The organism is Streptomyces sp. NPDC059037, from assembly GCF_042740015.1.
GTDB lineage: Bacteria > Actinomycetota > Actinomycetes > Streptomycetales > Streptomycetaceae > Streptomyces.
The window spans coordinates 1-3100 of record NZ_JBHYIG010000256.1 but is presented as its reverse complement, the minus strand read 5'-3'; the positions used below and the strand labels follow the sequence as shown (position 1 = coordinate 3100).

Here is a 3100-nt window from a genome sequence, read left to right as displayed (position 1 = left end):
GGGGCGGCGCCACCCCCTTCCGCACCCCGGATGGGGGCGGCGCGGCCGCGGGCTGCCGGGGCTGAGCTGGACGGGCAGGGCCGACATGTTTCGGCCGTCCCGGAGGCGTATGGCACAATGGCTAGCTGTACTCGACAGCCGCATAGGAACCCTCTCGCCTCCGGCTGACGCGTCCATCGGGCACCCCGAGTACCGCAACCCCACGTGGCATCTCGTTGTGCCCAACCACGTCAAGACCAGGAGACACCACTCCAGTGGCAGTCAAGATCAAGCTGAAGCGTCTGGGCAAGATCCGTTCGCCTCACTACCGCATCGTCGTCGCCGACTCCCGTACCCGCCGTGACGGCCGGGCCATCGAGGAGATCGGCCTGTACCACCCGGTGCAGAACCCCTCGCGCATCGAGGTCGACTCGGAGCGCGCGCAGTACTGGCTCTCCGTCGGCGCTCAGCCGACCGAGCCGGTCATGGCGATCCTGAAGCTCACCGGTGACTGGCAGAAGCACAAGGGCCTGCCGGCCCCGGCGCCGCTGCTCGTCGCCGAGCCCAAGGACAAGCGCGCCGCGTTCGAGGCCTTCACCAAGGGCCTTGAGGGCGACGACGCCAAGGGTGAGGCCATCACCCAGAAGGCCAAGAAGGCTGACAAGAAGGCGGACGAGGCCGAGAAGGCCGCGTCCACCGAGTCGACCGAGGCCTGAGCATGCTCGAGGAGGCTCTCGAGCACCTCGTGAAGGGCATCGTCGACAACCCCGACGACGTGCAGGTCGCCTCGCGCAACCTGCGCCGTGGGCGCGTTCTGGAGGTCCGGGTGCACCCCGACGACCTCGGCAAGGTGATCGGCCGTAACGGCCGCACCGCGCGGGCTCTGCGGACCGTCGTGGGCGCCATCGGCGGCCGCGGTGTCCGCGTCGACCTCGTCGACGTGGACCAGGTTCACTGAACCGCACGCAGTACCGGCACGGGCCGGGGAGGGCTTCTGGGCCTTCCCCGGCCCGTAGTCGTTGGTAGCCGCCGACGGAGGAACGCCGTGGGCACATGACAGGAGAGAGAGCAGTGCAGCTGGTAGTCGCGCGGATCGGCCGCGCCCACGGCATCAAGGGTGAGGTCACCGTCGAGGTGCGCACGGACGAGCCGGAACTGCGGCTCGGCCCCGGCGCCGTCCTGGCCACCGACCCCGCTTCCACGGGGCCGCTGACCATCGAGACCGGCCGGGTGCACAGCGGCCGTCTGCTGCTGCGCTTCGAGGGCGTACGCGACCGCACGGGCGCCGAGGCGCTGCGCAACACCCTGCTGATCGCCGAGGTCGATCCGGAAGAGCTTCCGGAAGACGAGGACGAGTACTACGACCACCAGCTGATGGACCTCGACATCGTCACCAAGGACGGGCTCGAGGTCGGCCGGATCACCGAGATCTCGCACCTGCCCTCGCAGGACCTCTTCATCGTCGAGCGGCCCGACGGCAGCGAGGTGATGATCCCCTTCGTGGAGGAGATCGTCACCGAGATCGACCTGGAGGAGCAGCGGGCGATCATCGACCCGCCGCCCGGCCTGATCGACGACCGCGCGGAGATCGTCTCCACGCGCGACGCCGAGGCCGCCCCGGAGGAAGACGCCTGATGCGGCTCGACGTCGTCACGATCTTCCCCGAGTACCTGGAACCCCTGAACGTCTCCCTCGTCGGCAAGGCACGCGCGCGTGGACAGCTCGACGTGAACGTGCACGACCTCAGGGAGTGGACGTACGACCGGCACAACACGGTCGACGACACCCCCTACGGCGGCGGCCCCGGCATGGTCATGAAGACCGAGCCCTGGGGCGCGGCCCTCGACGACGCGCTCGCCGACGGGTACGAGGCGGGGGCCCACGGCCCCGTCCTGGTCGTCCCCACGCCCAGCGGACGCCCCTTCACCCAGGAGCTGGCCGTCGAGCTCTCCGAGCGGCCCTGGCTGGTCTTCACGCCCGCGCGCTACGAGGGCATCGACCGCCGCGTCATCGACGAGTACGCGACCCGGATGCCCGTCTACGAGGTGTCGATCGGCGACTACGTCCTCGCCGGCGGCGAGGCGGCCGTCCTGGTCGTCACCGAGGCCGTGGCCCGGCTCCTGCCCGGCGTCCTGGGCAACGCCGAGTCCCACCGCGACGACTCCTTCGCCCCCGGCGCGATGGCGAACCTCCTCGAAGGGCCCGTCTACACGAAGCCCCCCGAGTGGCGCGGCCAGGGCATTCCGGACGTGCTGCTCAGCGGCCACCACGGCAAGATCGCGCGCTGGCGCAGGGACGAGGCGCTGCGCCGCACGACCCGCAACAGGCCCGATCTGATCGAGCGTTGCGACCCCGCGGCCTTCGACAAGAAGGACCGCGAAATGCTCAGCATCCTGGGCTGGCGGCCCGGTTCCGACGGCCGATTTGGGCGACACCCCGACGCCGTGGAAGAATAGGCCGCTGCTGTACGTCCAGCGTGCGCCCCTGCCACAGGGGGAACGACGCTCGCCCGACGCGATCAGCTATCGAATCCTCATCACGAATCTCCCGCTGATGACCTGTGGCATCAGTGAAGAAAGCAGACGATCATGGCTAACCTGCTCGACTCCGTCGACAGCGCTTCGCTGCGCACCGACGTCCCGGCCTTCCGCCCGGGTGACACCGTCAACGTCCACGTGCGCGTCATCGAGGGCAACCGCTCCCGTGTGCAGCAGTTCAAGGGCGTAGTCATCCGTCGCCAGGGTGCCGGCGTGCGCGAGACCTTCACGGTCCGCAAGGTCTCCTTCTCCGTCGGCGTCGAGCGCACCTTCCCGGTGCACACCCCGATCGTCGAGAAGATCGAGCTCGTCACCCGCGGTGACGTGCGTCGCGCGAAGCTGTACTACCTCCGTGACCTGCGCGGCAAGGCCGCGAAGATCAAGGAGAAGCGCGACAGCTGAGCTAGCGCACTGGTTCACATCGGAGCCGGATAGCATCTGGCTCCGATGGACACCGAAGCACAGCACACGGAGCGCGACCGCTCCTCCCGCCCCACTGAGTCCGTGGACATCTCGGACGCCGAGGGGCCGGAGGGACGGTCGCGTTTCGCGTTGGTGGCCCGGGCCGCTGACTGGCTCCCAGG

5 protein-coding genes and 1 pseudogene are annotated in these 3100 nt (G+C 69.4%); all 6 read left to right on the top strand.

Going from position 1 to position 3100, the window contains the following annotated elements; genetic code table 11:
• Positions 1-254 precede the first annotated feature (254 nt).
• Positions 255-695 (top strand): 30S ribosomal protein S16, encoded by a 441-nt coding sequence (gene rpsP / locus ACFWY6_RS35990; RefSeq protein ID WP_384699685.1) that lies wholly within the window; start codon positions 255-257, stop codon positions 693-695.
• A 2-nt stretch (positions 696-697) separates the two neighbouring features.
• Entirely contained in the window at positions 698-937 is a 240-nt protein-coding gene (locus ACFWY6_RS35985; protein WP_030361979.1) for an RNA-binding protein, read from the top strand.
• 113 nt (positions 938-1050) lie between these two features.
• Positions 1051-1614: a ribosome maturation factor RimM gene (gene rimM / locus ACFWY6_RS35980; RefSeq protein ID WP_384699683.1), complete on the top strand. Its 564-nt coding sequence runs from the start codon at positions 1051-1053 to the stop codon at positions 1612-1614.
• Complete coding sequence (gene trmD / locus ACFWY6_RS35975; protein WP_384699681.1) at positions 1614-2435, top strand: tRNA (guanosine(37)-N1)-methyltransferase TrmD; 822 nt, start codon at positions 1614-1616, stop codon at positions 2433-2435. The genes rimM and trmD overlap by 1 nt, the downstream gene beginning before the upstream one ends.
• Before the next feature lie 132 nt (positions 2436-2567).
• Positions 2568-2918 (top strand): 50S ribosomal protein L19, encoded by a 351-nt coding sequence (rplS, locus tag ACFWY6_RS35970; protein WP_135334711.1) that lies wholly within the window; start codon positions 2568-2570, stop codon positions 2916-2918.
• A 45-nt stretch (positions 2919-2963) separates the two neighbouring features.
• Positions 2964-3100: pseudogene (locus ACFWY6_RS35965) on the top strand (signal peptidase I); the annotation flags it as partial.

What these genes read in the sequence shown, in the direction of transcription:
- trmD (WP_384699681.1), top strand. Translation starts at nt 1,614, where the DNA reads ATGCGGCTCGACGTCGTCACGATCTTCCCCGAGTACCTGGAACCCCTG.
- ACFWY6_RS35985 (WP_030361979.1), top strand. Translation starts at nt 698, where the DNA reads ATGCTCGAGGAGGCTCTCGAGCACCTCGTGAAGGGCATCGTCGACAAC.
- rplS (WP_135334711.1), top strand. Translation starts at nt 2,568, where the DNA reads ATGGCTAACCTGCTCGACTCCGTCGACAGCGCTTCGCTGCGCACCGAC.